The following is a 26826-nucleotide window of genomic DNA, read 5'->3' as shown; positions in this document are numbered from 1 at the left end:
CCGCCATCTCACCCATAGCCCGAAGGGCATGGGAGGGACCCGCTCGACGGGCTTGAAAACGCCGGCGATCGAGGACGGGGCGGTGACCGGACGAATCCGGTCACCGCATGTCATCCGTACCGCTACGCGACCCTGCGGCCACGCCCCGCCGCCGCACCACCACGTCCGGCCCCGGACCCGGAACGCCCGGCCCCGGCTCCGCGTGCCTCGCCACGGCCACCAGCGGCACCGGAACCAGCGCCACGAGCCGAGCCGCCCGCACCGCCGCCACGGGCGGAGGACCCCCCCGTACCCCGGCCTTCACCGGCGCCGCCCTGCCCGGCACCACCGCGCCGGCCCCGGCCGCGGCTGCCCGAGCGGAAGCCCGTGCCACCGGCCGCGGCCCCGCCCGACCGCGTGCGCGGCTTCGGCGGGGTCGGCTGGGGGACCTCGATGACGATCGCGATGCCGGACGGCTCACGGGCCCCGGTGATCCGGGTGAGTTCCTCGTCGCTGGACTTGATCCGGGTGGTCCGCGGAGCGATGCCCGCATCGGCCATCAGCCGGGTCATCTCCCGCTTCTCCTCGGGCAGCACCAGGGTGACGACGCTGCCGGACTCCCCGGCACGCGCCGTGCGCCCGCCGCGGTGGAGGTAGTCCTTGTGGTCGGTCGGCGGGTCCACGTTCACGACCAGGTCGAGGTCGTCGACATGGATGCCGCGCGCCGCCACATTCGTCGCGACGAGCGCCGTGACCTGGCCGTTCTTGAACTGGTCCAGCGTCCGGTTGCGCTGCGGCTGTGAACGCCCGCCGTGCAGGGCGGCAGCCCGTACACCGCTGGCGAGCAGCCGCTTGGCGAAGCGGTCGGCGGCGCGCTTGGTGTCCACGAACATGATCACCCGGCCGTCGCGGGCGGCGATCCTGGTGGCGACGGCCTTCTTGTCGGTCTCGTCGGCCACGTGCAGCACGTGGTGCTCCATGGTGGTGACCGCGCCCGCGGACGGGTCGACCGAGTGCACGACCGGGTCGGTCAGGAACATCTTGACCAGCCGGTCGATGTTCTTGTCCAGGGTCGCGGAGAAGAGCATCCGCTGACCGTCCGGCTCGACCTGCTTGAGCAGCGCGACGACCTGCGGCATGAAGCCCATGTCCGCCATCTGGTCGGCCTCGTCGAGGACGGTGATGGCGACCTGGTCGAGGCGGCAGTCGCCGCGCTCGATGAGGTCCTTCAGCCGTCCGGGCGTGGCGACGAGCACCTCGGCGCCGCGGCGCAGCGTGCCGGACTGCTTGCTGATCGACATGCCGCCGACGACGGTGGCCAGGCGCAGGTTCACTGACGTCGCGTACGGCGTCAGCGCGTCGGTGACCTGCTGGGCGAGCTCACGGGTCGGGACGAGGACCAGTGCGAGCGGGGCGCGCGGCTCCGCGCGCCGTCCGCCGGTGCGGGCCAGCAGCGCGAGGCCGAAGGCGAGGGTCTTGCCGGACCCGGTGCGGCCGCGGCCGAGGATGTCCCGGCCGGCGAGCGAGTTCGGCAGGGTGGCGCCCTGGATCGGGAACGGATCGGTGACGCCCTGCGCGGCAAGGGTTTTCAGCAGGGCTGCGGGCATGTCCAGCTCGGCGAACGCCTCGACGGCGGGCAGTGCGGGGGTCATGGTTTCGGGCAGGGCGAATTCGCCCTGCGGCGGCGTGGCCCTGCGACGGGGCGACGCCTTGCCGGATCCCTTGCCGGAACCCTTAGCGGTTGCCTTTGCCGGGGCCGTGCCGCGCCCCCTCGACGGGCGGTTGCGGGCGGGTCGGTCCTGGCGTTCGGAGCGGGTCATACGGAATTGCCCTCCTGGGGGATTCCTGAGGATTCCTAGGGATTCCTGGGAACTGCGTGGGACTGCTGGGGAGCGCTGCGGGACGGCGCGCTTCTTCGCCATGTCCCGGGGACAGCACAAGCCGGGACCCGCACCTTCACGGTGCGGGCCCCGGCTGCGAGGTACGCGTCCGGCAATTAGGCCGGGACGATGTTCTCCGCCTGCGGGCCCTTCTGGCCCTGCGTGACGTCGAAGGAGACCTTCTGGCCCTCCTGGAGCTCACGGAAGCCCGAGGTGGCGATGTTGGAGTAGTGGGCGAAGACGTCGGCGCCGCCGCCGTCCTGCTCGATGAAGCCGAAGCCCTTTTCCGAGTTGAACCACTTCACGGTTCCAGTAGCCATGTCATTCTCCTAAAAGAGGTGCAGTGCCGGAAATCCGCACTTTACGAATTCCAAGTCGCCGCATTGAGCCCCATCCGGAGAAAGCCGGAAAACAATAATGCGCCTGAGGAAGCATTCCCGTCAGGCGCACATAAAGTTCATGGGTACCAAAACTGCAACTCGCCAACCGTAGCACGTTCTGCCGACCGGCGGTGGAACACGCCGCGCCGCCGGCCGGCGGATTTTTTGCCCGGGCCCTTGGGGTAACTGGCCCGGAGCGAGCTCGGCACTCTGCCGAAACTCGTTACCGGAGCCCTGTCGGAACGGTTCGGTGACCTGGTCAGTGGCCGGTCAGGGGCCGGGGCGGGGGTCAGAGCCGCTCGATGATCGTCACGTTCGCCTGGCCGCCGCCCTCGCACATGGTCTGCAGCCCGTAGCGGCCGCCGGTGCGCTCCAGCTCGTGCAGCAGCGTCGTCATCAATTTTGTACCGGTTGCGCCGAGCGGGTGACCCAGGGCGATCGCGCCGCCGTTGACGTTGACCTTGTCCGGGTCGGCTCCGGTTTCTTTCAGCCAGGCCAGGACGACCGGGGCGAAAGCCTCGTTGATCTCGACCAGGTCGATGTCGTCGATGGTCATTCCGGCCTTTTTGAGCGCGTGCGCGGTGGCCGGGATCGGCGCCGAAAGCATGCGGATCGGGTCCTCGCCGCGCACCGACAGGTGGTGGATGCGGGCGCGCGGGGTGAGGCCGTGCTCGGCCACGGCGCGCTCGGAGGCGATGAGCATGGCGGCGGCCCCGTCGGAGACCTGCGAGGAGCAGGCGGCGGTGATCGTGCCGCCCTCCAGGACCGGCTTGAGGCCCGCCATCTTCTCCAGGGTGGTGTCGCGGCGCGGCCCCTCGTCGGTGGTGACGTCGCCGTAGGCGACGGTCTCGCGCGCGAAGCGGCCCTCGTCGATGGCGCGGATCGCACGCCGGTGGGAGCGGAGGGCGAACTCCTCCATGTCCTGGCGGCTGATGCCCCACTTCTCGGCGATCAGCTGGGCGCCGTGGAACTGGTTGACCGGCGCGTCACCGTACCGGGCGCGCCAGCCCTCGCTGCCCGCGTACGGGCCGTCCGCCAGGCCGAGCGGTTCGGCGGCCTGACGGGAGGCGAAGGCGATCGGGATCTGCGTCATGTTCTGGGTGCCGCCCGCGACGACGAGGTCCTGGGTGCCGGAGAGGACACCCTGGGCGGCGAAGTGCACGGCCTGCTGGGAGGAGCCGCACTGGCGGTCGACGGTGACGCCGGGGACCTCCTCGGGCAGTCCGGCCGCCAGCCAGCAGGTGCGGGCGATGTCACCGGCCTGCGGTCCGACGGTGTCGAGGCAGCCGAAGACCACGTCCTCGACGGCCGCCGGGTCGATTCCGGTCCGCTCGACGAGGGCCTTGATGACATGGGCGCCGAGGTCGGCGGGGTGGACCGAGCCGAGTCCTCCCTTGCGCCGGCCGACCGGCGTGCGTACCGCTTCGACGATGTATGCCTCGGCCATGACTTCTGCTCCTCGGTGAGCTCGGGTGGGGTCAGGTGTCGAGGGCGATGCCGTCCAGAACCATCGAGAGGTACTGGCGGGCGATCTCCTCGGGGCTGTGCTGTCCGCCCGGCCGGTACCAGGACGCCGCGACCCAGACGGTGTCGCGGACGAAGCGGTAGGTGAGGCGGATGTCGAGGTCGGCGCGGAAGGTCTTGTCGGCGACGCCGCGTTCCAGCGTGCCGAGCCAGGCCTTCTCGAACTTCTGCTGGGAGTCGACGAGGTACTGGAAGCGCGGCTGGGTGGCCAGGTGCTTGGACTCCTTCTGGTAGATGGCGACGGCGGCGCGGTGCCGGTCGATCTCCCGGAAGGACTCGGTGACGAGTGCCTCGATGGTCTCCCGGGGGCCGAGTCCGGCGGCCAGCACCGCGTCGTACCCGTCCCAGAGTTCGGTGAGGAAGGTCGAGAGGATCTCGTCGATCATCGATTCCTTGGAATCGAAGTGGTAGTAGAGGCTGCCCGCGAGCATCCCGGCCGCGTCCGCGATCTTGCGGACGGTGGTGGCGTTGTATCCCTGCGAGGCGAACACCTCGGCGGCGGTGGCGAGCAGTTCGCGGCGACGCTCGGGCGAGGGGGTCACCTGGGGCTTCTTCTTGGTAGGCACCCGCCCATTCTCCGCCCGGCCGTCGTCCCGTCAGGCATGCCGGTTGCTGACGGAGACGACTTCGCCCGTCATGTATGAGGAGTAGCCGCTGGCGAGGAAGACGATGACGTTGGCGATCTCCCACGGCTCGGCATAGCGGCCGAACGCCTCCTTCTCGGTCAGTTCGTCGAGGAGTTCGGCGGAGGTGACCTTCACCAGGTGCGGGTGCATGGCGAGGCTGGGTGCGACGGCGTTGACGCGTACGCCGTACTCGGCGGCCTCGATCGCGGCGCACCTGGTGAGCGCCATGACGCCCGCCTTGGCGGCGGCGTAGTGGGCCTGGCCGCTCTGGGCGCGCCAGCCGATGACAGAGGCGTTGTTGACGACGATGCCGCCGCGGCCCGCCGCCTTGAGCGAGCGCAGGGCGGCCCGGGTACAGCGGAAGGTGCCGTTCAGGGTGACGTCGAGGACCTTGGTCCACTGTTCGTCGGTCATCTCGGTGAGTGCGGCGGTGCCGCCGAGGCCTGCGTTGTTGACGACGATGTCGAGGCCGCCGTGGGTCTGTTCGGCGAGCGCGAAGAGTGCCTGGACCTGGGTCTCGTCGGTGACGTCGCAGGGCAGTGACGCGACATGGTCCGCGCCGAACTCCTCGGCGAGCGCCTGCTCGGTCTCCTTCAGCCGGCGGGCGTGCGCGTCGCCGATGACGATGCGGGCGCCCTCCTCAAGGAATTTGCGGGCGGTGGCGCCGCCGATTCCGGCGCCCGCGGCTGCGGTGACGACGGCACTGCGGCCGGCCAGCAGGCCGTGTCCGGGTACGTACTGCGGTGCGCTCACGCCCGCGCCTCCTCGGTCTCGGCCCGCGGATCCTCGACGGTCCTCCTGCTCGTACGTTAACCTACCAAACACTTGTTAGGGAAGGATGAGCCGATGCTCGATGCCCACGACACTGCCGGTGACGCCGGTGACCTCCCGTCCGGTCCCGTGCTGTACGAGCGCCGGGGCCCGGTCGCGTACGTGACGCTGAACCGCCCGCGCTACCGCAACGCCCAGAACTCGGCGATGACCTACGCCCTGGACGCCGCGTTCTACCGGGCCGCCGAGGACTCCGGGGTCAAGGTGGTCGTGCTGGCGGGCGCCGGGGAGCACTTCTCGGCGGGCCATGACATCGGCACGCCCGGGCGCGATGCGCATCTGCCCTTCGAGCGCAGGGCCGGCCTGTGGTGGGACCACTCCGACAAGACCGGTGCGGAGAGCCGCTTCGCCCGTGAGTCGGAGGTCTATCTCGGCATGTGCAGGCGCTGGCGCGAGCTGCCGAAGCCGGTCGTCGCCTCCGTCCAGGGCGCGTGTGTGGCCGGCGGGCTGATGCTCGCCTGGATCTGCGATCTGATCGTGGCGAGCGAGGACGCCTTCTTCGCCGATCCGGTGGTGCGGATGGGCATCCCCGGCGTCGAGTACTTCGCACACCCCTGGGTGATGCCGCCCCGGATCGCGAAGGAGTTCCTGTTCACCGGCGACCGGATGAGCGCCCGCCGGGCGTACGAGGTCGGCATGGTGAACAAGGTGGTGGAGCGCGACGAACTCGCCGGACACACCCACGAATTGGCATTGCGGATCGCCAAGATGCCGCGTCTGGGGCTGGCCCTCACCAAGCGTGCGGTCAACCAGGCCGAGGACCTTCAGGGGCTGCACACCGGCATGGACTCGGTCTTCGGGCTGCACCATCTCGCCCATGCGCACAACGCGGAGACGGCGGCGGACCCGCTCGGCGGCATGGACATCGCCTCGATGAAGAAGGCGGGTGTGTGATGGATCTGTCGTACACGGCCGAGGAGGAGGCGTTCCGGGCCGAGGCGCGACAGTGGCTGCGGGCCAACGTACCCGCCGAGCCGCTGCCGTCCCTGGAGACCGCCGAGGGCTTCGCCGCGCACCGGGAGTGGGAGGCGCGGCTGTACGCGGACCACTGGTCGGTCGTCTCCTGGCCGGCCGAGTACGGCGGCCGGGGCGTCGACATCTTCCGGTGGCTGGCATTCGAGGAGGAGTACTACGCGGCGGGCGGCCCCGGCCGGGTCTCGCAGAACGGCATCAGCCTGCTCGCCCCGACGCTCTTCGACCACGCCACGGACGAGCAGCGGGCCCGGGTCCTGCCGTCGATGGCGAGCGGAGAGGTGATCTGGGCGCAGGCCTGGTCCGAGCCGGAGTCGGGCTCGGACCTGGCGTCACTGCGTTCGCGGGCGGTGCGCGCGGACGGCGGCTGGCTGCTCTCGGGGCAGAAGACCTGGTCCTCGCGGGCCGCGTTCGCGGACCGGGCGTTCGGCATCTTCCGCACGGATCCCGAGGCCGCGAAGCCGCACCACGGGCTGACGTATCTGATGTTCGACCTGTCGGCGCCCGGGGTTTCGGTCCGGCCGATCGGGCGGCTCGACGGCAAGCCCGCCTTCGCCGAGCTGTTCCTGGACGAGGTGTTCGTACCGGACGAGGACATCATCGGGGAGCCCGGACAGGGCTGGCGTATCGCCATGTCGACAACGGGCAACGAGCGCGGACTGACGCTCCGCTCCCCCGGCCGCTTCCTGGCCGCCGCGGACCGGCTGGCCGGGCTGTGGCGCACTCACGGCGACCCGTCCGACACGGCGCTGCGGGACCGGGTGGCGGACGCGGTGATCGGGGCGCGCGCGTACCGGCTCTTCACCTGCACCAACGCCTCACGCTTCGCGGCGGGGGCGGACATCGGCGCGGAGTCCAGCCTGAACAAGGTGTTCTGGTCCGAGTACGACATCGCTCTGCACGAGACGGCGCTCGATCTGCTGGGCCCGGACGCGGAGCTGGCGGAGTCCGAGTGGGCCGAGGGGTACGTCTTCTCCCTCGCGGGCCCCATCTACGCCGGTACGAACGAGATCCAGCGCGACATCATCGCCGAGCGGCTGCTCGGCCTGCCGAAGGGACGGCGCTGATGCGTTTCCTCCTCGACGACGAGCAGCGGGAGTTCGCCCGCTCGCTGGACGCGATGCTGACCGCCTCGGACACCCCTGCGGTGGTACGCGCCTGGGCTGCCGGGAACCACGGACCGGGCAGGGACCTGTGGGCACGGCTGGCACAGGCGGGGGTGTTCGCCCTGGCGATATCGGAGGCGTACGAGGGCGTCGGACCACTGCCGGTCGAACTCGCGGTCGCCTTCACCGAGTTGGGGCGGCACGCGGTGCCGGGGCCGGTTGTGGAGACGGTTGCGGCCGGGGTGCTGCTGGGGGGTTTGGGCGGCGCGGCGGCCAAGGAGTGGCTGCCGCGGCTGGCGTCCGGTGCGGCATCGGCGACGCTCCGGATGGACGGGTACGGGCCGTATGCGCTGGACGCGGATGCCGTGGACGCCGTGTTCACTGTGACCGGCGACGAGCTTCGGCTCGCACCCGGGCCCGGCACTCTCAGCGTGTCGTCCGACCCGGCCCGGCGGCTGTGGCGCCCCGGGCCGGGCGGGGAGCTGCTCGCATCCGGGCCCCGGGTGGCGCGGGCCGCGGGGCGGGCCGCTCGGTGGGCGGCGTTCGCCACGGCCGCGCAGTCGCTCGGCACGGGCGAGGCGCTGCTGCGGGCCACGGTCACGTATGTGAAGCAGCGCACCCAGTTCGGTACGGCGATCGGCTCCTTCCAGGCGGTCAAGCACCGGCTCGCGGACACGTTGATCGGGCTGGAGTTCGCCCGCCCGCTGCTGTACGGGGCGGCGCTCGCGCTCGCCGGGGAGACGCCGGACGCCGGTGCGGAGGTGGCGGCGGCCAAGGTGACGGCGGGCGAGGCGGGGTACGCGTCGGCGCGGGCGGCACTGCAGTTGCACGGTGCGGTGGGGTACACGCAGGAGCTGGATCTGTCGCTGTGGCTGCGGAAGGCGCGACCGCTGCGGGACGCGTGGGGGACGCCGGGGGCTTGCCGGGCGCGGGTGCTGGCCGACGGGCCGGCCGCGTCCGCCGCCCGGCCCCCTGTGTCAGGAGATCTCGCTCAGTGAGCCGTCGTCGTTGCCCCTTCGGAAGGTGCGCAGCGGGTGACCGGGGCGCCATACCTGGATGACCAGGGTGTCGCCGCCTTCGAGACCGGTGCGTACCACCTCGGTCAGCTCCACCCGGAAGAGGTGGAAGGGTTCCGGCGGCTTCACCTCCTCGATGAAGCGGGCCAGCACGGCGGGGTCGGTCACCTCCACCGCGCGGCCGGAGAGCCGGACGTCCCCGTCGGCCATCTCGGCGTCCGGTCCGGGGTTGGCCTGCACCGCGAACCGCGGATCGCGCAGCAGGTCCAGCGCCTTGCGTGAGTTCGGCATCATGCCGAGGAACGGCTCACCCAGCCGGAAATCCACTTCGAGGCCGGTCACGCGCGGCGATCCGTCCTTGCGCAGGGTCGCCAGGACGTGGTGCTTGTACTGCTGGAAGCGGGTCCGGACGGTGTCGGCGAAGGCCGGCTCCGCCGACTGGAACTCTTCCCAGGAACTCGATGTCATGCGTCCATGGAACCCTGGAATCCCGACATCTCCTGTCTGCTTTTCCCGGCCGCACCCGATCAGTCGCACAACGTCCGGGCTCCCTCCATCCGCCGGGTGCCCGTCATCCGTCCGACAGGGTGACCACCAGCGCCCACCCCTGCGTACGCAGCACCCCCGGTGATTCGCCCTGCGCCAACAACGCGTCGTAGCGGTCGAGTTCGATGTCCTGGCCGTCGACCACCGCACCGTCCTCCAGCGCGACGGCCAGAACCGTCCCGCCCTGAGGCACCGAAAGCCGGACGGTGCCGCGTACCACCGCGACCTCCGCGCTCGTACGCTCCCTGCGGTACATCACATTGAAGTTCACGACCGGGCCACCGAGCAGCCGGCCCTCCGTCTCCAGGTCACCGGGGAAGTCGTGCGGCCAGTACTGCTCGTCGACGATGTGGTGCTCGCCGCCCACCATGAGGTCCATCCCGGCGCCCTCGACCACGGTCAGTGTGCGGTCGACCCCGGGGAACGAGGAGAACGGCCCGTCCCGGGACACATCGGCGAGGCTGACCCGCCAGTCGAAGGCGTCCAGCGGCGCGCCCACGGGGGACGCCGCGATCTCGCGGGTGACTCCCCCGCCGTTCTTCCAGGGCGTGGCCGTGCGGTCGGCCGCCCGCAGCACCCGGGCCGTCACTTGACGATCCCCTGTGCCCGGGCCGCGGCCAGCCACCGCGGGAATTCGGCGACCAGCCGGTCGTACAGTTCGGCGTCCGGGACCTTGCGCGGGTCCAGTCCGGCGTGGAAGAAGCCGGCGTTGTCTATGGGGCGCTTGGCGGGTACGGCCAGTTCGTCGAGCTTGTGCAGGAAGTCGAACTGCGTACTGCGTTTGTTGCCGAAGCCGATGAACTGCCAGAACAGCGGCAGTTTCGCCGCCTTGCACAGATAGCGTTCCGCCGCGTGCTTGCTGATCGGGCCGCCGTCCGTCTGGAAGACGACGAGCGCGGGGGAGGTGGAGCCGCTGTCGATGTAGTGGTCGATGACGGCGTCCATGGCCAGGTGGTAGCTGGTCTTCCCCATGTGCCCCAGGCCCGCCACGATCGCGTCGACCCGGCCCTGGTGGGTGTCCAGGGTCATGTCGGTGACGGCGTCGACATCGGTGGAGAAGAAGACGACCGGTACGCGGCCGTCGTCGTCCAGATGTGCGGAAAGACCCAGCACCCGGTCCGCCAGGGCCTGGACGCTGCCGTCCTTGTAGTACTCCTTCATGGAGCCGGAGTAGTCGAGCACCAGATATACCGCTGCGCGCTCCCCGCCCAAGCCGTGCTTCGTCAGCGGGACGGAAGCACTCTTGTAGAGGCTGACCAGCGCGGGTGCGGTCTCCTCGATCTTGCGGAGGCTGATGGCCGGACCTGTTGCGGTGGACGAGCCGACCATGCGGATTCTCCGATCCTCGACGTGTCAGAGCCCTGAGCGTAAGGCACCCGGATATGCCCGGGGCGGCGGTGTTCGCTATCTTGATCGCCGCCGTCCCCACCGGCCGCTCGTGTCCGCCCACCCGTGAAGGAGCCTGCCGTGGAGGCCGCGGTCACCACTTGTTATCGCCATCCGTCGTACGAGACGTATGTGAGCTGCACCCGCTGTGAACGGTTCATCTGCCCCGACTGCATGCGTGAGGCCGCTGTCGGTCACCACTGCGTGGAGTGCGTGAAGGAGGGACAGCGTTCGGTCCGGCAGGCGCGCACGGTGTTCGGCGGTGCCGTGTCGAGGACCGCGGTGCCGCTCGTCACATACGTGCTGATGGGCCTGAACATCCTGGCGTATCTGGGCGAGCTGGTCCGTCCGGGGATCGTCGACCGGTTCGCGATGCTCGGTGCGGGGCTGAACGGCCCGGACGGAGGCCGGTACGTCTACGAGGCCGGGGGCTTCCCCGGCTTCGATGTGATCGGTGTGGTGGACGGCGAGTGGTACCGGCTGCTGACCGGGGCCTTCCTGCATCTCCCGCCGGACGGGTCGTCCTTCGGCTCGCTGCCGTTCGGGGTGCTGCACATCCTCTTCAACATGTACGCGCTGTGGAATCTGGGCCGGGTCGTCGAGGAGCAGCTGGGCCGGGCCCGCTACCTCGCGCTGTATCTGCTGTCCGCGCTGGGCAGTTCGGTCCTGGTGTATCTGATCGCGCCGTTCGACGACACGGTGGGTGCCTCGGGTGCGATCTTCGGTCTCGGCGCGGCGTTCTACGTCATCAACCGGCGCCTCGGACGCGACATGCAGGCGGTGAACCGGTTCATGGCCGGGTTCCTGCTCTGGATGCTGATCTCGGCCGGATTCACCTCGTGGCAGGGCCACTTGGGCGGGCTGCTGACGGGTGGCATCGTCACGGTCGCGTACGCGTACGCCCCGGCGAAGCGGCGTACGACGATCCAGGCCGCCGCGTGTGTGGTACTGCTCGCCGTGCTGGTGCTGCTGGTGGTGCTCAAGACGTCCGCGCTGACGGGCTGAGAGCCCGTCCCCGGAACGCGCCACGGCGCCTGCCGAGATCGTCCGGTCGGGGACGGGCAGGCGCCGCGTTCAGTTCCGTACGCCTTTGTACGGGACGTCTTTGTGTGCCGTGATCAGACCATCAGGGAACGGTCCGTCGGACGGATCGGGGCCGGCAGTGCGCTGGCTCCGGTCAGGAAGCGGTCCACACCGCGTGCCGCGGAGCGGCCCTCGGCGATGGCCCACACGATGAGGGACTGGCCGCGGCCGGCGTCACCGGCGACGAAGACTCCGTCGACGTTGGTGGCGAAGTCCGCGTCGCGCGCGACATTGCCGCGCTCGTCGAGCTCCAGGCCGAACTGCTGGACCAGACCGTTGGCCTGGTCGGTGCCGGTGAAGCCCATGGCGAGGGTGACCAGCTGCGCGGGGATCCGCCGCTCGGTGCCGGGCTTCTGCGCCGGCTTGCCGTCCTTGAACTCCACCTCGACGAGGTGCAGCGCCTGGACGTTGCCGTCCTCGTCGCCCTCGAAATGGGTGGTGGAGACGGAGTAGACCCGCTCGCCGCCCTCCTCGTGCGCGGAGGTGACCTTGTAGAGCATCGGGAAGGTCGGCCAGGGCTGGTTGGCGTTCCGGTCCTCGCCCGGCCGGGGCATGATCTCCAGCTGGGTGACGGAGAGCGCGCCCTGGCGGTGGGCGGTGCCGACGCAGTCGGCGCCGGTGTCGCCGCCGCCGATCACGACGACGTGCTTGCCCTCGGCGGTGATCGGGGAGACCGTCAGGTCGCCCTCCTGCACCTTGTTGGCCAGCGGCAGGTACTCCATGGCGAAGTGCACGCCGTTCAGCTCACGGCCCGGGACGGGCAGGTCGCGCGAGACGGTGGCACCGGCGGCGATGACGACCGCGTCGTACCGGCGGCGGAGCTTGGCGGCGTCGATGTCCCGGCCGACCTCCGTCTCGGTGCGGAACTTGGTGCCTTCCGCGCGCATCTGCTCGATACGGCGGTTGATGTGCGACTTCTCCATCTTGAACTCGGGGATGCCGTAACGGAGAAGTCCTCCGATGCGGTCCGCGCGCTCGTAGACGGCGACGGTGTGGCCGGCCCGGGTCAGCTGCTGGGCTGCGGCGAGTCCCGCCGGGCCCGAGCCGATGACCGCGACGGTCTTGCCCGAGAGCCGCTCGGGCGGCTGCGGGGTGACGTCGCCGCTGTCCCACGCCTTGTCGATGATGGAGACCTCGACGTTCTTGATGGTGACGGCCGGCTGGTTGATGCCGAGCACACACGCCGACTCGCACGGGGCCGGGCAGAGCCGCCCGGTGAACTCCGGGAAGTTGTTCGTGGCGTGCAGGCGCTCGGAGGCCGCAGTCCAGTCCTCGCGGTAGGCGTAGTCGTTCCACTCGGGGATGAGGTTTCCGAGCGGGCAGCCGTTGTGGCAGAACGGGATGCCGCAGTCCATGCAGCGGCCGGCCTGCTTGCTGATGATCGGGAGCAGCGAGCCCGGAACGTAGACCTCGTTCCAGTCCTTGACGCGCTCGCCCACGGGGCGGGTCTCGGCGACCTCGCGCCCGGTGGTCAGGAAGCCCTTGGGGTCAGCCATTGGTCGCCGCCTCCATCATCTTCTCGGTGGTCTCCTGTTCGGAGAGACCGGCGAGCTCAGCGGCGTCCTTGGCGGCGAGCACTGCCTTGTAGGTGGACGGGATGATCTTGCTGAAGCGGGTCACCGCGGTGTCCCACTCGGCAAGCAGCTTCTCGGCGACCGTGGATCCGGTCTCCTCCTGGTGGCGGCGCACCACGTCGTGCAGCCACTGCTTGTCGGTTTCGGAGGGGACCTCGATGGCCCCGAGGTTGCCGACGTTGACGTTGTCGCGGTTCAGGTCGATGACGTAGGCGACACCGCCCGACATGCCCGCGGCGAAGTTGCGTCCGGTCTCGCCGAGGACGACGGCGTGGCCGCCGGTCATGTACTCGCAGCCGTGGTCGCCCACGCCCTCCGAGACGACGGTGGCGCCGGAGTTGCGGACGCAGAACCGCTCGCCGGTGCGGCCTCGCAGGAACAGTTCGCCGCCGGTGGCGCCGTAGGCGATGGTGTTGCCCGCGATGGTGGAGTACTCGGCGAGGTGGTCGGCGCCGCGGTCGGGGCGGACGACGATCCGGCCGCCGGAGAGGCCCTTGCCGACGTAGTCGTTGGCGTCGCCCTCCAGGCGCAGCGTGACCCCGCTCGGTACGAACGCGCCGAAGGACTGGCCCGCGGAGCCGGTGAAGGTGATGTCGATGGTGTCCTGCGGCAGACCGGCGCCGCCGAACTTCTTCGTCACCTCGTGGCCGAGCATGGTGCCGACGGTCCGGTTGATGTTGCGGATCGCGATCTGGGCCCGGACCGGCTGGGCGGTCTCGGCGCTGTCCGCGTTCAGGGCGTCGGCGGCGAGCCTGATCAGCTCGTTGTCGAGCGCCTTGGCGAGGCCGTGGTCCTGCTCGATCCGCGCGTGGCGGACCGCGCCCTCGGGCAGCTCGGGGACGTGGAACAGCGGCTTCAGGTCGAGGCCCTGCGCCTTCCAGTGCGTGATCGCACGGTCGGTGTCGAGCAGCTCGGCGTGGCCGACGGCCTCCTCGATCGTACGGAAGCCGAGCTCGGCGAGGATCTCGCGGACTTCCTGGGCGATGAACTCGAAGAAGTTGACGACGTACTCGGCCTTGCCGGAGAACCGCTCGCGCAGGACGGGGTTCTGGGTGGCAATGCCGACCGGGCAGGTGTCCAGGTGGCAGACGCGCATCATGACGCAGCCGGAGACGACGAGCGGCGCGGTCGCGAAACCGAACTCCTCGGCGCCGAGCAGTGCGGCGATGACGACGTCGCGGCCGGTCTTCAGCTGACCGTCGGTCTGCACGACGATGCGGTCGCGCAGGCCGTTGAGCAGCAGGGTCTGCTGGGTCTCGGCGAGGCCGAGCTCCCAGGGGCCGCCCGCGTGCTTCAGGGAGGTGAGCGGGGAGGCGCCCGTTCCGCCGTCGTGGCCGGAGATCAGGACGACGTCCGCGTGCGCCTTGGAGACACCGGCGGCGACCGTGCCGACGCCGACCTCGGAGACCAGCTTCACGTGGATGCGGGCAGCCGGGTTGGCGTTCTTCAGGTCGTGGATCAGCTGGGCCAGGTCCTCGATGGAGTAGATGTCGTGGTGCGGCGGCGGGGAGATCAGACCGACACCCGGGGTGGAGTGCCGGGTCTTGGCGACCCACGGGTAGACCTTGTGGCCGGGCAGCTGGCCGCCCTCGCCGGGCTTGGCACCCTGCGCCATCTTGATCTGGATGTCGTCCGCGTTGACCAGGTACTCGCTGGTCACACCGAAGCGGCCGGAGGCGACCTGCTTGATCGACGAGCGGCGCGCCGGGTCGTACAGCCGGTCGGCGTCCTCGCCGCCCTCACCGGTGTTGGACTTGCCGCCCAGCTGGTTCATGGCGATGGCGAGGGTCTCGTGCGCCTCGCGGGAGATCGAGCCGTACGACATGGCGCCGGTGGAGAAGCGCTTGACGATGTCGGAGACGGACTCGACCTCGTCGACGGAGATCGCCTCGCGGTCCGACTTGAAGCCGAACAGACCACGCAGCGTCATCAGGCGCTCGGACTGCTCGTTCACCCGGTCCGTGTACTTCTTGAAGATGTCGTACCGCTTGTTGCGGGTGGCGTGCTGGAGGCGGAAGACCGTCTCCGGGTCGAACAGGTGCGGCTCGCCCTCGCGGCGCCACTGGTACTCGCCGCCGATCTCCAGCGCGCGGTGCGAGGCGGAGATGCCGGAGGCGGGGTAGCCCTTGGCGTGCCGGGCGGCGACCTCCTTGGCGACGACGTCGAGTCCGGCGCCGCCGATCTTGGTCGCGGTGCCGTTGAAGTACTTCGCGACGAAGTCCTCGTCCAGGCCGACGGCCTCGAAGACCTGGGCACCGCGGTAGGAGGCGACGGTCGAGATGCCCATCTTGGACATGACCTTCAGGACGCCCTTGCCGAGCGCGTAGATCAGGTTCCGGATGGCCTTCTCGGGCTCGATGCCCTCGATGAACGTGCCGGCGCGGACCAGGTCCTCGACGGACTCCATCGCCAGGTACGGGTTGACCGCGGCGGCGCCGTAGCCGATCAGCAGCGCGACGTGGTGGACCTCGCGGACGTCTCCGGCCTCGACCAGCAGACCCACCTGGGTGCGCTGCTTGGTGCGGATGAGGTGGTGGTGGACGGCCGAGGTGAGCAGCAGCGACGGGATCGGCGCGTGCTCGGCGTCGGAGTGCCGGTCGGACAGGACGACCAGACGGGCGCCGTCCTCTATGGCGGCGTCGACCTCGGTACAGATCTGCTCGATCCGCGCCGCGAGGGCATCGCCGCCACCGCCGACCCGGTAGAGACCGGAGAGCGTGGCGGCCTTCATGCCCGGCATGTCGCCGTCGGCATTGATGTGTATCAGCTTGGCCAGCTCGTCGTTGTCGATCACCGGGAACGGCAGCGTGACGCTGCGGCACGACGCGGCAGTCGGCTCCAGCAGGTTGCCCTGCGGGCCGAGCGAGGAGCGCAGCGAGGTGACGAGCTCCTCACGGATGGCGTCCAGCGGCGGGTTGGTGACCTGCGCGAACAGCTGGGTGAAGTAGTCGAAGAGCAGCCGCGGACGCTCGGAGAGGGCGGCGATCGGCGAGTCCGTACCCATGGAGCCGAGCGGCTCGCCGGCGGTGCGGGCCATCGGCGCGAGAATGACGCGGAGCTCTTCCTCGGTGTAGCCGAAGGTCTGCTGGCGGCGGGTGACGGAGGCGTGCGTGTGCACGATGTGCTCCCGCTCGGGAAGGTCCTCCAGCTCGATCTCGCCGGCCTCCAGCCACTCCTGGTACGGCTGCTCGGCGGCGAGGCCCGCCTTGATCTCGTCGTCCTCGATGATGCGGCCCTCGGCCGTGTCGACGAGGAACATCCTGCCGGGCTGGAGGCGGCCCTTGCGGACGACCTTCGCGGGGGCGATGTCCAGGACACCGACCTCGGAGGAGAGCACGACGAGGCCGTCGTCGGTGACCCAGTAGCGGCCGGGGCGCAGACCGTTTCGGTCGAGGACCGCGCCGACCTGGGTGCCGTCGGTGAAGGTGACGCAGGCCGGGCCGTCCCAGGGCTCCATCATCGTGGAGTGGTACTGGTAGAAGGCGCGCCGGGCTGTGTCCATCGCGTTCATCGATTCGGGGCTCTCCCACGCCTCGGGGACCATCATCAGCACCGAGTGCGGCAGCGAACGGCCGCCGAGGTGGAGCAGCTCCAGGACCTCGTCGAAGGAGGCGGAGTCGGAGGCGTCCGGGGTGCAGACGGGGAAGATCCGGTCCAGCTGCTCCGTACCGCCGTGTGCATTGTCGGCGGAGCCGAACGCGCTCGACGCGAGCTGGGACTCGCGGGCCTTCATCCAGTTGCGGTTGCCCTTGACCGTGTTGATCTCGCCGTTGTGCGCGACGAAGCGGTACGGGTGGGCGAGCGGCCAGCTCGGGAAGGTGTTCGTGGAGAAGCGCGAGTGAACCAGTGCGACGGCGGTGGCGAAGCGGCGGTCGGAGAGGTCCGGGAAGAACGGCTCCAGCTGCCCCGTGGTGAGCATGCCCTTGTAGACGATCGTGCGGGCGGACAGCGAGGGGAAGTACACCCCGGCCTCCCGCTCGGCGCGCTTGCGCAGTACGAAGGCCTTGCGGTCGAGCGCGATGCCGGTGCTCTCGCCGTCCGCGACGAAGAGCTGGCGGAACTCGGGCATGGTGGCGCGGGCGCCGTTGCCGAGAATGTCCGGGGTGACCGGGACCTCGCGCCAGCCGAGGACCTTGAGGCCCTCCTCGGCGGAGATCTTCTCCAGCTTCCGCACGGCCTCGGTGGAGTCGTCCGCGGGCAGGAAGGCGATTCCGACGGCGTAGGCACCGGCCTCGGGGAGGTCGAAGGCGACCTCGTCGCGGAGGAAGGCGTCCGGGACCTGGAGGAGGATTCCGGCGCCGTCGCCGGAGTCGGGCTCGGATCCGGTGGCACCGCGGTGTTCGAGGTTGCGCAGTACGGTCAGCGCCTGCTCGACCAGCTCATGGCTGGCCACACCGGTCAGAGTGGCCACGAACCCGACGCCACAGGCGTCGTGCTCGTTACGGGGGTCGTACATCCCCTGCTGGGCGGGGCGACCGTCCATGGGCGACCAGGCGTCGGTACGCATCGGCTCTCCCGTCGTCGTCGTGGCATATGCAGTGCCGAGGGACGACGTTGGCCCTCTGCGAAATTTCGTGCAGGTTACATGATGGGGCGCTTCTCAAGAAGCGGATAGTCCGTTCCAACATGCGGACACCGCGTGAGGCGGTGAGGGTGGGTCGCAGTCGGAGGATCGGCGCCCTGGGGGGACCGCAGAGAGCAGGCGTCGTTGCCTGCGGTGTCTACGGCTCATGCCCAGCGGCAAAGGAAACGAAACCGCCAGGTAACGGCTAATTATGCGCAGCCTTGTATAGAGACTCATTTTACGCCGGGTGAAGCCGTCCGCCCAGGGGCGGACGCCAAGACGTACGTCACACGGATGGCGGACGCGTTACGGAAATAGGACCGACCGGCACCTGGAGGACAAAGCCTTCAGCCGGACGGGCCCGATGTCACGCTCTTGCCGAGGAGCCCTAGCTTCCGACGGCCACACCGAACAGCGTGCCCAGACCGTAGGTGATCGCCGCCGCGGCCCCGCCCAGCACCAGCTGACGCAGCCCGCTGTACAGCCAGCTGCGCGCCGTCACCCTGGCCACCACCGCACCGCAGGCGAACAGCCCGATCAGCGCGAGCAGCACGGCCGGCCACAGCGCACTCGCACCGAGCAGATACGGCAGCACGGGCAGCAGGGCCCCCAGCGCGAACGCGCCGAACGACGACACGGCGGCGACGAGTGGCGAGGGCAGATCGCCCGGGTCGATGCCGAGCTCCTCCCGGGCGTGGATCTCCAGGGCCTGCTCCGGGTCGCGCGACAGCTGCCGTGCGACCTCGCGGGCAAGCCCGGGCTCGACGCCACGGGACTCGTAGAGCTCGGCGAGCTCCCGCTCCTCGTCCTTGGGATGCTTGCGCAACTCGCGTCGCTCGACTTCGAGTTCGGCCTCGACGAGCTCGCGCTGCGAGGCGACGGAGGTGTATTCGCCGGCCGCCATGGAGAACGCACCGGCGGCCAGGCCCGCCAGACCGGTGATCACAATCGTCTGCTGAGAGACGGCACCGCCCGCGACGCCGGTCATCAGCGCGAGGTTGGAGACCAGCCCGTCCATGGCACCGAACACCGCCGGGCGCAGCCAGCCGCCGTTCACATCGCGGTGGCTGTGGTTGTCGCGGTGCGCCTCGTGCAGTACGGCGTCGGTCTCGATGATGGACACAGCTCTCCCCTTCTCCGGCAGCGGGTTTCACGCGCTCCGCCCCCGCTCAACACCATCGAAAGTACGCACGAAAAAGGCCCCCCGCCAGCAAGGCAGGCCGTACTTACCTGCCCCTGTGACGAGGTAAGTACGGCCTGACTTACCGCCTCCGAGCTGTCATCCGACTGGCCCTTTTGTTGCGATTGTCGGCCTCTGTCGGGGCTCCGCGTGGCACAGATCGAGCAGGTACGAGAACTGGCTCGGTGTGAGCGAAGGGTCGACGCGATGGAGTTGATTGCAGGAAATCCGGCAGAGCCGCGGACGGGCGGTACGGAGGCGGCGGGACGGGGCGGCACGGACCGGGGCGAGGTGTCGCGGGGAGACCTGGGCGACCGGGCCCGGGGCTCCCTGCTCGGTCTCGCGGTCGGTGACGCGCTGGGCGCACCGGCGGAGAATCTGCGGCCGTCCGAGATCCGTCGCCGCTGGGGCCGGATCGAGGGCTTCGTGAGCGACGACCCCGCGGGTACGGACGACACGGAGTACGCGATCTTCTCCGGGCTGCTGCTCGCCCGGCACGGTTCGGCGCTGACCGTCACCCATGTGGAACGGGCCTGGCATCTGTGGATCGCCGACCTGGACGAGGGGCCGTTCCGCGGCGCCGGGTTCAGTGAGCGGGGCACGCTGGAGAATCTGCGCCGGGGCCTCGCCGCCCCGATCTCCGCCCAGCACCGGCACGCCTGGAGCGACGGCCTGGCGATGCGGGCGGCGCCGTTCGGCGTCTTCGCTGCGGGCCGGCCGGACGAAGCGGCGCGGCTGGTCGCGGTGGACGGGCGGGTCAGTCATGACGGGGAGGGCATCTACGGCGGCCAGGCGGTGGCGGCCGGGGTGGCCGCTGCGATGGGGGGTGCCGGGGTCGCGTCGGTGATCGCCGCCGCGCTGTCCGTCGTTCCCATGGACTCCTGGACAGCGCGCTCGCTGCGGCGCGCGGTGGCGGCCGCACAGCGCACGTACCCCGACCGGCTCACTGGGGAACGCGCGGTGCGCTCCGCGGTCGTCGTCGGCGGCTATCCGTGGACGGACCTGGCGCCCGAGGCGGTCGGTCTGGCCTTCGGCGCGTTCGCGGCGGCGCGCGGCGACTTCCGTACGGCGGTGCTGACCGCGGTCAACATGGGCCGCGACGCGGACACGACGGCCGCGGTGGCGGGGGCCCTGGCCGGCGCCCTGCACGGGGCGTCCGCGATTCCGCGGCACTGGGGGGAGGCGATCGGCCCGGTCCGGGGCAGCTGCCTGCCGTCGATGCGGGGCTACCACGTCCTGGACATCGCGGAGTTGCTCACCCCGGACGACGCGGACGAGGTGTACAGGGGCGCGCGGGACGACGCCGGTACGCCGGACTGCGACCCGGCACGGGACACCGGCACCGAGTACGCGCCGCCCGGCACCCCGTCCGCCGCCTCCCCCACCACGGGCGCAACGGTGGTGGAGTGATGACCACCGCGCGCGGCACTCAGGAGGACCCCCACCGGGACGCCCCGCACGACGCCTCCCGCATCCGTACCCGTCCCGCCCCCGGGCACAGGGCCCGGATCGAGGGGCTGTTGCTCGGGCTCGCCTCCGGGGACGCCGCCGGGTGGCCGGCCGCGCGGCACCGGGCGGCCCGGATGCCCGAGTGGACCCGGCGCCTCACCCGGGAGCTCGACACCTTCGCCGAGCAGAACGCCACGACCACGCTGCCCGTACCCATCGCGCTCAACCAGCCGCCCGAACCCCTGCGCCTCGGACCCTCCGACGACGCCGAATGGGCGGCGTTCGCCGCCGGGACCGTGCTCACCTCGGCGGCCGGTCCGCTGCACGGGCTGTCCCCCGAACGCCGGATGCGGGCCGCCGTCGACGTCGCCTGGAACGCTCTGGCGGCCGAGGTCGCCGCGGCTGCCGCCCGTGCCCCCGAGGTCGAGTCCGCGGTGCTCCCCCTGCGCGCCCGGATCTCGGTGCGGGCCGGGCTCGGCAATCTCGCCGCCGGGTTGCGCCCGCCCGCCACCGGGCACGACAATCCGCACTACTTCGACGACGCGGCCTGCGTACGGGCCGCCGTGCTCGCCGTCGTCCACCCCGCGGACCCCGCCGCAGCCGCCGACCTCGCCGAGTTCGACGCCCGCTACACCCAGGACGGCGACGGTGTGCACGGTGCCCGCGCGATGGCGGCCGCGATCGCCGAGGCCCTGGGTGGTGCGGATGTGGACACCGCGGTGAACGCCGCGCTCGCCCAGCTCCCCGACGGCACGGAGATCGCCCGCAACGCCGCCCACGCCGTACGGATCGCCCGCGACTTCGTCGGCGAGGCGGCCGGCGCGTTCGCCCTCGTACCGGTGCTGGAGCATCAGATCGTGGACCACGTCTACAGCTACGGGATCGCCGCCGCAGAGACCGTCCCGGTCGCCCTCGCCCTGGCCACCGCGGCCCGCGGCCAGATCGCCCAGGCCATTCCCGCGGCGGCGTGCCTGTCGCGTGTGGCCGACTCGGCGCCCGCGCTGGCCGGCGCTCTGACCGGCGCGCTCGGCGGCATCGGCGCCCTCCCGGACGGCTGGCGCGAGGCCTGCCGCACCCTGGCGGGGTGCGCGCTGCCCCGACTCGCGGGGACCGATCTCGTCGAACTCGCCGGGCTGCTGGCAGACACGGAACCGAAGCCCACGGGTGGACAATTCGGACATGACATCCACGACGCCCATGCGGTCCGAGGCGAAGACCACGGCACTCACACTTGATGAACGGATCACGGGAGCGCTCGTCGGCGCCGCGGTCGGCGACGCGCTCGGCGGTCCGGTCGAGGGCCGGCCCCCCGAGCAGATCGTGGCACGCCACGGCGGGCGGATCAGCGGCATCGTCGGCCCGTGGGACGGCGACGACTGGCGTACCGCCCGCCCCATCGCTCCGTACCACAAGGGCGACGGACACGTCACCGACGACACCTTGATGACCCATGCGCTGGTACGGGTGTACGGCGCCGTGCGCGACCATCTCGACGCGTACGCGGTCGCCGACCATCTCGTGCCGGAGCTGATCTCCACCCCCCGCTGGATCCCGGAGCTGGAGGCCGACGCGCTGCCGCTCCAGCGGATCTTCCTCGCCGAGAAGTGGATCGTCGCGCGGCTGCACTACGGGCATGTCGATCCGCGCGAGGCGGGCTCCGGAAACATCGTCAACTGCGGTGCGGCGATGTACATGGCACCGGTCGGGCTGGTCAACGCCGCCCACCCGCAGGCCGCGTACGCCGAGGCGCTGGATGTCGCCGGTGCCCATCAGTCCTCGTACGGCAGGGAGGCGGCCGGAGTCTTCGCGGCGGCCGTCGCCGCTGCCTGCGCCCCGGACGCGACGCCCGCCACCGTCGTCGACACCTGTCTGTCGCTCGCCAAGGACGGGACGCGTGCCGCCATCGAGGCGGTGTGCGAAGTGGCCGTACGGCACCGCGACTTCGAGTCGGCGCTGACCCCGCTGCGTACCGCCGTCGCACCCTTCGACACCGTCGGCCCCGACTACCGCACCCCGTCCCTCGGCGCCCGCCGGCCGTCCCGGCTGCACTCCATCGAGGAGCTCCCGATCGCGCTCGGGATGCTGCTGGTCGCCGACGGCGACTACCGGCACGCCGTCCTCGGCTCGGTCAACTACGGCCGGGACTGCGACTCGATCGCCACGATGAGCGGTGCGATCGCGGGCGCGCTCCACGGGGAGCGGGCGATCCCCGCCACCTGGGTGACAACGGTCGCCGAGGCCAGCCGACTCGATCTGCACGCCCCCGCGCGGACCCTGGCCGACGTCTCCCGCGACGTGTTCGTACGGGACACGGCCCGGCGCCGCGCGCACGAGTCGGCGTTCGCCGTGCTGGTGGGTACGCCATGAAGGTACGGGTGACGTGGGTGCAGCCCGAGGACCTGGTCGGGCACGAGCTGCGCCAGGCGGCCGAGGACGGACGGGACGCGAGGGCCATCGCGCGCCGGTGGTACGAGGCGGGCGGCGCCCCCGCCCCGGAGCGCGCGGGCGCCTCGACCCCTGCGGCACCCGAGCTGCGCGCGCTCGCCGAACGGCTGCTCGACGAATTGGCCCTGCTGGAATCACCGTTGGAGGCCGAAGAGCCGACGGAGCTGACCGCGATCCGAGCCGCCTGCCCGGACTGGCCGGTCCCCCGCACGGACCCGCCGCCGGTGAGCCAGGACCGCCTGCACGCCGCCTGGCTGGGCCGGGCCGCCGGCTGTCTGCTCGGCAAACCCGTCGAGAAACTGCCACTCGCCGGCATCCGCGCACTGGCGCGCGCCACCGGCAACTGGCCCCTGGCCACCTGGTTCACCGCCAAGGGACTGCCCGCCGAACTGGCCGCCACCTACCCCTGGAACCGACGCTCCGCACACACCTCCCTGGCCGAGAACATCGACGGCATGCCGGAGGATGACGACCTCAACCACCCTCTCCTCACTGTCCTGTTGCTCCAGCGGTACGGCCCGACCTTCACCACCTGCGATCTCGCCCGGCTCTGGCTCGACGAACTCCCGGCCGGCCGGACATTCACCGCCGAGCGGGTCGCGTACCGCAACCTGCTCGACGGGATCGAGCCCCCGCACACCGCCAGGTACCACAACCCGTTCCGGGAGTGGATCGGTGCCCAGATCCGGGCCGATGTGCACGGCTGGACGCATCCGGGCGACCCGTCGGCCGCGGCGGAGCAGGCACACCGGGATGCCGTCCTCACCCACACCGCCAACGGGGTGTACGGGGCGATGTTCACCGCCGCGGCGCTCGCCGAGGCGGCCGGCGGTGAGAGTGATGTGCACGGCGCTCTGGCCGCCGGGCTGCGTGTGGTCCCGCCGCGTTCACGGTTCGCGCACGCGGTGCGCTTCGGCGTCGGGGCGGCCCGTGGCGAGAGCGGCTTCGACGCGGTGGCCGACCGGCTGCACGCCGAGTACGGCGGCTACCACTGGGTCCATGTGCTGCCCAACGCCGCACTGCTCGCCGCCGCCCTCACGCACGCCGACGGCGACTTCTCCGACTCCATCTGCCGTGCCGTGTCGGGTGGTTGGGATACCGACTCGAACGGCGCGACTGCCGGTTCGCTCGCCGGTCTGCTGGCCGGGAGCCCCGACGCGCTGCCAGACCGCTGGACCACCCCGCTGAAGAACCGCCTCGCCACATCCGTCCCGGGTTTCGACGCCATCGGCTTCGACACCCTCGCCGATCTGACCTACCAGGAGGTACTGCGCCCATGACCGGCATCGCGGTGCTGCTCGGCAGCACCAATGTGACTCCTCCCCTCCCCAGAGGAAGCGGCTTCTCACTTGCGTCCGAAGACCCTCATGACGGCCAAGCCCTGACCGCTGCCGAAGCGGGTGCGCGGCGTACTACGCCGCTTCGCGGCTCCACAACCGGCGGTGCGGTGGGCGCCGACGAGCATTGCGCCCTGCTCGGGGCGAATCTGGAGAGCGCGGGCGTCGACACCGATCTGCTGCACATCGCGAAAGGCCCCAGCGGCACCGCGCACATCGTCGTCGACGACATGGGCTCCAACTCCATCGTGGTGATCCCCGGCGCCGACGGCACCGTCACCGCTCTCGGCCCCGGTGAATCGGCCGCCGTCGCCGGAGCCGATCTGCTGCTCCTCCAGTGGGAACTGCTGCTGCCCGCCGTGATGGAGGGCGCGCGGGTGGCCCACGCCCAGGGCGTACGGACCATCCTCACCCCGACCCCCGTACAGCCCCCGCCTTCCGAACTCCTCGACTGCATCGATCTGCTGATCCCCAACGAGCACGAGGCGGCCGAGCTCACCGGCTCCGCGGACCCCCGTGCGGCAGCACAGATCCTGCTCAGCCAGGTCCCGGCGGTCGTCGTCACACTCGGCTCGAAGGGCTGCCTCTACGCGGCCCGGGGCAGCGAACCCGTCCTCTTCCCCGCCCCCGAGGTCACCGCCGTCGACACCACCGGGGCCGGGGACACCTTCGTCGGCACGCTCGGCGTGGCGCTCGGCGAGCGACGGCCAGTACCGGAGTCCGTGGCCTGGGCGTCGTCCGCCGCCGCGCTCTGCGTACAGAGGCCGGGCGCCTCGACCTCCATGCCGTACCGCAGCGAGATCGACGCCGCATGAACGCGACTGCGCAGGCACCTCTGACCGGACTGCGGGTCATCGACCTCGCCACGCTCTTCGCAGGCCCCCTCTCCGCCACCATGCTCGGCGACTTCGGCGCCGAGGTGATCAAGGTCGAGCATCCGCGCAAGCCCGATCCGTCGCGCGGGCACGGCCCCACGAAGGACGGCGTCGGCCTGTGGTGGAAGCTGCTCGGCCGCAACAAGCGCAATCTGACACTTGATCTGTCCAGGCCCGGGGGGCGCGACATCCTGCTCCGGCTGGCCGCCGGGACCGATGTGATCATCGAGAACTTCCGGCCCGGGACGCTGGAGCGCTGGGGCCTCGGCTGGGCGGAGCTGCACGCCGTCAACCCGCGGCTGGTGCTGGCCAGGGTCACCGGCTTCGGCCAGTTCGGCCCGTACGCGCACCGCCCCGGTTTCGGCACACTGGCCGAGGCGATGAGCGGATTCGCCGCGATCACCGGGGAACCGGACGGGCCGCCCACGCTGCCGCCGTTCGGGCTCGCCGACTCGATCGCGGCGCTGGCCACCGCATACGCCGTGATGGCCGCACTCGCCGGACGCGACAGGAGCGGGGAGGGGCAGATCGTCGACATGGCGATCATCGAGCCGATCCTGACGGTGCTCGGCCCGCAGCCGGTCTGGTACGACCAGCTCGGCTACGTACAACCGCGCACCGGCAACCGCTCCCGGAACAACGCCCCGCGCAATACGTACCGCACATCGGACGGCCACTGGGTGGCCGTCTCCACCTCCGCGCAGTCGATCGCCGAACGCGTCATGCATCTGGTCGGCCGGGCCGAGCTGATCGACGAACCCTGGTTCGGCTCCGGCACCACCCGCGCCGAGCACTCCGACGAGCTCGACGAGGCGGTCGGCAACTGGATCGCCCGGCACACCCGTGATGACGCGGTCTCCGCGTTCGAGAAGGCGGAGGCGGCGATCGCGCCCATCCACGACATCCGGGACGTGATGGAGGACCCGCAGTACCGGGCCCTGGACTCCATCACCGAGGTCGACGACCCGGAGCTGGGGCCGCTGCGGATGCAGAACGTCCTGTTCCGTCTCTCGGGGACACCGGGCGCGATCCGCTGGGCGGGCCGGCCGCACGGTGCGGACACCGACGAGATTCTCACCGGGCTGGGTCTGTCGGGCCCGGAGATCGCCGCGCTGCGGGCGGAGCACGTCCTGTGACGGCGACGGTCCCCCTCACTTTGCTGTACGTCCCCGGGGACCGGCCCGAGGTGGTGCGCAAAGCGCGCGACTCGGGAGCGGACGCGGTGATCGTCGATCTGGAGGACGCGGTCGCGCCGGACCGCAAGGGGTACGCACGGTCCGCCACCGCCGAGCTCCTGTCCGAGGCGGTCGAGGAGACGGCAGTGCCGATCCATGTCCGGGTCCACACCGAAGCGGACGTCCTCGCCCTGGCCGGGCTGCCGGGCCTCGCCGAACTCCGGCTGCCGAAGATCACGCATGCGGCGTCCGTCCATCACATCGCGGCTGTGGCACCGGGGGTCGCGCTCTGTCCGCTGCTGGAATCGGCGCTCGGCATCGAGCACGCGTACACGGTCGCCGCCTCCCATCCCCAGGTCCGCTCCATCGCCCTGGGCGAGGCGGACCTCCGGGCCGATCTGGGGCTACCGGAGGACGCCGGGCTCGACTGGTCGCGCAGCCGGGTCGTGGTCGCCGCCCGGGCGGCCGGGCTCGCGCCGCCCACCCAGTCGGTGTTCCCGGACGTTCGGGACCTGGACGGCCTCCGGGCGTCCTGCGCGCATGGCCGGGCGCTGGGTTTCCTGGGCCGGGCGGCGATCCATCCCCGCCAGCTCCCGGTCATCGAGCGGGCGTTCCGCCCGACGGCGCAGGAGGTCGAGGCGGCAAAGGAGATCGTGGCGGCGGCCGTGACGGACGAGGGCGCGCTGGCTCTCCCCGACGGCCGGTTCGTCGACGCGGCGGTGGTGGCATCGGCCCGCCGCACGCTGGCGCTGGCACGGAGGCGGGGTAACAGGTGAGGTGCTGGACGGGTTCCGGCGCGGGCCCACCCGCCTGACAAGTCCGTCCTCGATCGCTGGACGGGCTCGATTTTGCCCACCTCGCGTTCGAGTACGGGCGCGGGTCTGATCCATCCGCCCTG

22 protein-coding genes are annotated in these 26826 nt (G+C 71.1%); 11 read left to right on the top strand and 11 right to left on the bottom strand.

The genetic code is table 11. The features are described 5' to 3' along the window. Positions 1 to 122 precede the first annotated feature (122 nt). The 5 genes from NRF20_RS33110 to NRF20_RS33090 all read right to left on the bottom strand — a co-directional run bounded on the left by NRF20_RS33110 (position 123) and on the right by NRF20_RS33090 (position 5142). The gene (locus NRF20_RS33110; protein ID WP_398629577.1) at positions 123 to 1799 is read right to left on the bottom strand and encodes a DEAD/DEAH box helicase; all 1677 of its coding nucleotides are present in this window, start codon (positions 1797 to 1799) and stop codon (positions 123 to 125) included. 176 nt (positions 1800 to 1975) lie between these two features. Further along, complete coding sequence (locus tag NRF20_RS33105; RefSeq protein WP_003969786.1) at positions 1976 to 2179, bottom strand: cold-shock protein; 204 nt, start codon at positions 2177 to 2179, stop codon at positions 1976 to 1978. A 349-nt stretch (positions 2180 to 2528) separates the two neighbouring features. Further along, positions 2529 to 3686: an acetyl-CoA C-acetyltransferase gene (locus tag NRF20_RS33100; RefSeq protein ID WP_398629578.1), complete on the bottom strand. Its 1158-nt coding sequence runs from the start codon at positions 3684 to 3686 to the stop codon at positions 2529 to 2531. Between the two features lie 31 nt (positions 3687 to 3717). Further along, the gene (locus NRF20_RS33095; RefSeq protein ID WP_398629579.1) at positions 3718 to 4329 is read right to left on the bottom strand and encodes a TetR/AcrR family transcriptional regulator; all 612 of its coding nucleotides are present in this window, start codon (positions 4327 to 4329) and stop codon (positions 3718 to 3720) included. Positions 4330 to 4359: 30 nt separating this feature from the next. Beyond that, entirely contained in the window at positions 4360 to 5142 is a 783-nt protein-coding gene (locus NRF20_RS33090) for an SDR family oxidoreductase (protein WP_413753806.1), read from the bottom strand. Positions 5143 to 5235: 93 nt separating this feature from the next. Here NRF20_RS33090 and NRF20_RS33085 point away from each other — a divergent pair, with 93 nt between their 5' ends. From NRF20_RS33085 to NRF20_RS33075, 3 genes are read left to right on the top strand one after another with little or no spacing between them, the layout of a single operon-like run. Beyond that, positions 5236 to 6114, top strand: a complete 879-nt coding sequence (locus tag NRF20_RS33085; RefSeq protein ID WP_398629581.1) for an enoyl-CoA hydratase — start codon at positions 5236 to 5238, stop codon at positions 6112 to 6114. Further along, a complete protein-coding gene (locus tag NRF20_RS33080; RefSeq protein WP_398629582.1) occupies positions 6114 to 7259 on the top strand; it encodes an acyl-CoA dehydrogenase family protein in 1146 nt (381 codons plus the stop codon). Before NRF20_RS33085 ends, NRF20_RS33080 begins: the two co-directional genes overlap by 1 nt. Further along, entirely contained in the window at positions 7259 to 8296 is a 1038-nt protein-coding gene (locus tag NRF20_RS33075) for an acyl-CoA dehydrogenase family protein (protein ID WP_413753805.1), read from the top strand. The genes NRF20_RS33080 and NRF20_RS33075 overlap by 1 nt, the downstream gene beginning before the upstream one ends. On the opposite strand, the gene NRF20_RS33070 is transcribed toward NRF20_RS33075, so the two are convergent. The 3 genes from NRF20_RS33070 to NRF20_RS33060 form a co-directional block, all read right to left on the bottom strand. Next, positions 8276 to 8782, bottom strand: coding sequence for a pyridoxamine 5'-phosphate oxidase family protein (locus tag NRF20_RS33070; RefSeq protein WP_413753804.1), 507 nt, complete (start codon positions 8780 to 8782; stop codon positions 8276 to 8278). The genes NRF20_RS33075 and NRF20_RS33070 overlap by 21 nt on opposite strands. A gap of 103 nt (positions 8783 to 8885) precedes the next feature. Then, the gene (locus NRF20_RS33065; protein ID WP_398629585.1) at positions 8886 to 9449 is read right to left on the bottom strand and encodes a HutD family protein; all 564 of its coding nucleotides are present in this window, start codon (positions 9447 to 9449) and stop codon (positions 8886 to 8888) included. Next, entirely contained in the window at positions 9446 to 10189 is a 744-nt protein-coding gene (locus NRF20_RS33060) for a vWA domain-containing protein (protein ID WP_398629586.1), read from the bottom strand. The genes NRF20_RS33065 and NRF20_RS33060 overlap by 4 nt, the downstream gene beginning before the upstream one ends. Before the next feature lie 138 nt (positions 10190 to 10327). Between NRF20_RS33060 and NRF20_RS33055 the strand changes: the two genes are divergently transcribed. Further along, positions 10328 to 11251 carry a rhomboid family intramembrane serine protease gene (locus NRF20_RS33055; protein ID WP_398629587.1) on the top strand — a complete coding sequence of 308 codons (924 nt, stop codon included), beginning with the start codon at positions 10328 to 10330 and terminating at the stop codon, positions 11249 to 11251. 113 nt (positions 11252 to 11364) lie between these two features. On the opposite strand, the gene NRF20_RS33050 is transcribed toward NRF20_RS33055, so the two are convergent. The 3 genes from NRF20_RS33050 to NRF20_RS33040 form a co-directional block, all read right to left on the bottom strand. Next, positions 11365 to 12825, bottom strand: a complete 1461-nt coding sequence (locus NRF20_RS33050; protein ID WP_398629588.1) for a glutamate synthase subunit beta — start codon at positions 12823 to 12825, stop codon at positions 11365 to 11367. Then, on the bottom strand, positions 12818 to 17410 hold the full coding sequence (gltB, locus tag NRF20_RS33045; protein ID WP_398629589.1) for a glutamate synthase large subunit: 4593 nt from the start codon (positions 17408 to 17410) through the stop codon (positions 12818 to 12820). Before gltB ends, NRF20_RS33050 begins: the two co-directional genes overlap by 8 nt. A 445-nt stretch (positions 17411 to 17855) precedes the next feature. Next, complete coding sequence (locus tag NRF20_RS33040) at positions 17856 to 18590, bottom strand: VIT1/CCC1 transporter family protein (protein ID WP_398629590.1); 735 nt, start codon at positions 18588 to 18590, stop codon at positions 17856 to 17858. Between the two features lie 264 nt (positions 18591 to 18854). Between NRF20_RS33040 and NRF20_RS33035 the strand changes: the two genes are divergently transcribed. The 7 genes from NRF20_RS33035 to NRF20_RS33005 are packed head-to-tail and all read left to right on the top strand — an operon-like array spanning position 18855 to position 26704. Beyond that, on the top strand, positions 18855 to 20057 hold the full coding sequence (locus NRF20_RS33035) for an ADP-ribosylglycohydrolase family protein (RefSeq protein WP_398629591.1): 1203 nt from the start codon (positions 18855 to 18857) through the stop codon (positions 20055 to 20057). After that, positions 20057 to 21331 carry an ADP-ribosylglycohydrolase family protein gene (locus NRF20_RS33030; RefSeq protein WP_398629592.1) on the top strand — a complete coding sequence of 425 codons (1275 nt, stop codon included), beginning with the start codon at positions 20057 to 20059 and terminating at the stop codon, positions 21329 to 21331. The genes NRF20_RS33035 and NRF20_RS33030 overlap by 1 nt, the downstream gene beginning before the upstream one ends. Next, a complete protein-coding gene (locus tag NRF20_RS33025) occupies positions 21276 to 22463 on the top strand; it encodes an ADP-ribosylglycohydrolase family protein (RefSeq protein ID WP_398629593.1) in 1188 nt (395 codons plus the stop codon). The genes NRF20_RS33030 and NRF20_RS33025 overlap by 56 nt, the downstream gene beginning before the upstream one ends. Next, a complete protein-coding gene (locus NRF20_RS33020; protein WP_398629594.1) occupies positions 22460 to 23821 on the top strand; it encodes an ADP-ribosylglycohydrolase family protein in 1362 nt (453 codons plus the stop codon). Before NRF20_RS33025 ends, NRF20_RS33020 begins: the two co-directional genes overlap by 4 nt. Beyond that, a complete protein-coding gene (locus NRF20_RS33015) occupies positions 23818 to 24693 on the top strand; it encodes a PfkB family carbohydrate kinase (protein ID WP_413753803.1) in 876 nt (291 codons plus the stop codon). The genes NRF20_RS33020 and NRF20_RS33015 overlap by 4 nt, the downstream gene beginning before the upstream one ends. Next, positions 24690 to 25889, top strand: a complete 1200-nt coding sequence (locus tag NRF20_RS33010; RefSeq protein ID WP_398629596.1) for a CaiB/BaiF CoA transferase family protein — start codon at positions 24690 to 24692, stop codon at positions 25887 to 25889. Before NRF20_RS33015 ends, NRF20_RS33010 begins: the two co-directional genes overlap by 4 nt. Then, the gene (locus tag NRF20_RS33005) at positions 25886 to 26704 is read left to right on the top strand and encodes an HpcH/HpaI aldolase/citrate lyase family protein (RefSeq protein WP_398629597.1); all 819 of its coding nucleotides are present in this window, start codon (positions 25886 to 25888) and stop codon (positions 26702 to 26704) included. Before NRF20_RS33010 ends, NRF20_RS33005 begins: the two co-directional genes overlap by 4 nt. Positions 26705 to 26826 lie beyond the last annotated feature (122 nt).

The sequence above is a fragment of the Streptomyces sp. R-74717 genome (assembly GCF_047305335.1).
Taxonomy (GTDB): Bacteria; Actinomycetota; Actinomycetes; order Streptomycetales; family Streptomycetaceae; genus Streptomyces; species Streptomyces atratus.
This window is presented reverse-complemented; position numbering and strand designations above follow the sequence as displayed.

What these genes read in the sequence shown, in the direction of transcription:
- NRF20_RS33110 (WP_398629577.1), bottom strand. Translation starts at nt 1,799, where the DNA reads ATGACCCGCTCCGAACGCCAGGACCGACCCGCCCGCAACCGCCCGTCG.
- NRF20_RS33105 (WP_003969786.1), bottom strand. Translation starts at nt 2,179, where the DNA reads ATGGCTACTGGAACCGTGAAGTGGTTCAACTCGGAAAAGGGCTTCGGC.
- NRF20_RS33100 (WP_398629578.1), bottom strand. Translation starts at nt 3,686, where the DNA reads ATGGCCGAGGCATACATCGTCGAAGCGGTACGCACGCCGGTCGGCCGG.
- NRF20_RS33085 (WP_398629581.1), top strand. Translation starts at nt 5,236, where the DNA reads ATGCTCGATGCCCACGACACTGCCGGTGACGCCGGTGACCTCCCGTCC.
- NRF20_RS33080 (WP_398629582.1), top strand. Translation starts at nt 6,114, where the DNA reads ATGGATCTGTCGTACACGGCCGAGGAGGAGGCGTTCCGGGCCGAGGCG.
- NRF20_RS33075 (WP_413753805.1), top strand. Translation starts at nt 7,259, where the DNA reads ATGCGTTTCCTCCTCGACGACGAGCAGCGGGAGTTCGCCCGCTCGCTG.
- NRF20_RS33070 (WP_413753804.1), bottom strand. Translation starts at nt 8,782, where the DNA reads ATGACATCGAGTTCCTGGGAAGAGTTCCAGTCGGCGGAGCCGGCCTTC.
- NRF20_RS33060 (WP_398629586.1), bottom strand. Translation starts at nt 10,189, where the DNA reads ATGGTCGGCTCGTCCACCGCAACAGGTCCGGCCATCAGCCTCCGCAAG.
- NRF20_RS33050 (WP_398629588.1), bottom strand. Translation starts at nt 12,825, where the DNA reads ATGGCTGACCCCAAGGGCTTCCTGACCACCGGGCGCGAGGTCGCCGAG.
- gltB (WP_398629589.1), bottom strand. Translation starts at nt 17,410, where the DNA reads ATGCGTACCGACGCCTGGTCGCCCATGGACGGTCGCCCCGCCCAGCAG.
- NRF20_RS33035 (WP_398629591.1), top strand. Translation starts at nt 18,855, where the DNA reads ATGGAGTTGATTGCAGGAAATCCGGCAGAGCCGCGGACGGGCGGTACG.
- NRF20_RS33030 (WP_398629592.1), top strand. Translation starts at nt 20,057, where the DNA reads ATGACCACCGCGCGCGGCACTCAGGAGGACCCCCACCGGGACGCCCCG.
- NRF20_RS33025 (WP_398629593.1), top strand. Translation starts at nt 21,276, where the DNA reads ATGACATCCACGACGCCCATGCGGTCCGAGGCGAAGACCACGGCACTC.
- NRF20_RS33020 (WP_398629594.1), top strand. Translation starts at nt 22,460, where the DNA reads ATGAAGGTACGGGTGACGTGGGTGCAGCCCGAGGACCTGGTCGGGCAC.
- NRF20_RS33015 (WP_413753803.1), top strand. Translation starts at nt 23,818, where the DNA reads ATGACCGGCATCGCGGTGCTGCTCGGCAGCACCAATGTGACTCCTCCC.
- NRF20_RS33010 (WP_398629596.1), top strand. Translation starts at nt 24,690, where the DNA reads ATGAACGCGACTGCGCAGGCACCTCTGACCGGACTGCGGGTCATCGAC.